Annotated in this window: 1 pseudogene; it reads left to right on the forward strand. The window is 70.3% G+C overall.

Going from position 1 to position 370, the window contains the following annotated elements:
* Nucleotides 1-370: pseudogene (locus AC1DD3_RS22170) on the forward strand (HNH endonuclease signature motif containing protein); the annotation flags it as partial.

Raw genomic sequence — 370 nt, forward strand, 5'->3', positions numbered from 1 at the left:
CCACCAACACCCTGCCAGCCACCGGCGGACTCCGGCCCCAGGTCATGGTCACCATCAGCTACCAGGACCTCCTGAACCGCCTCCACACCACCGCCGCCAACGGCCCCCGCTACACCCGCCACACACCCACACCCACACCCTTCGCCTCAACCGCCACCCCGGCCCCAACGGATCAGGCGCCAGAAACCCCCGCCGGGACCGGGACGTTCGCCTTCACCGGTCCCGTCACCCCCGCCACCGTCCGCAAAATCGCCTGCGACGCCGACATCATCCCCATCCTCCTCGGCAGCCAAGGCCGCATCCTGGACATCGGCCGCACCACCCGGATCTTCCCACCCCACCTCCGCAAAGCCCTCACCGCCCGCGACCA

Source organism: Arthrobacter sp. 05T444 (genome assembly GCF_056395905.1).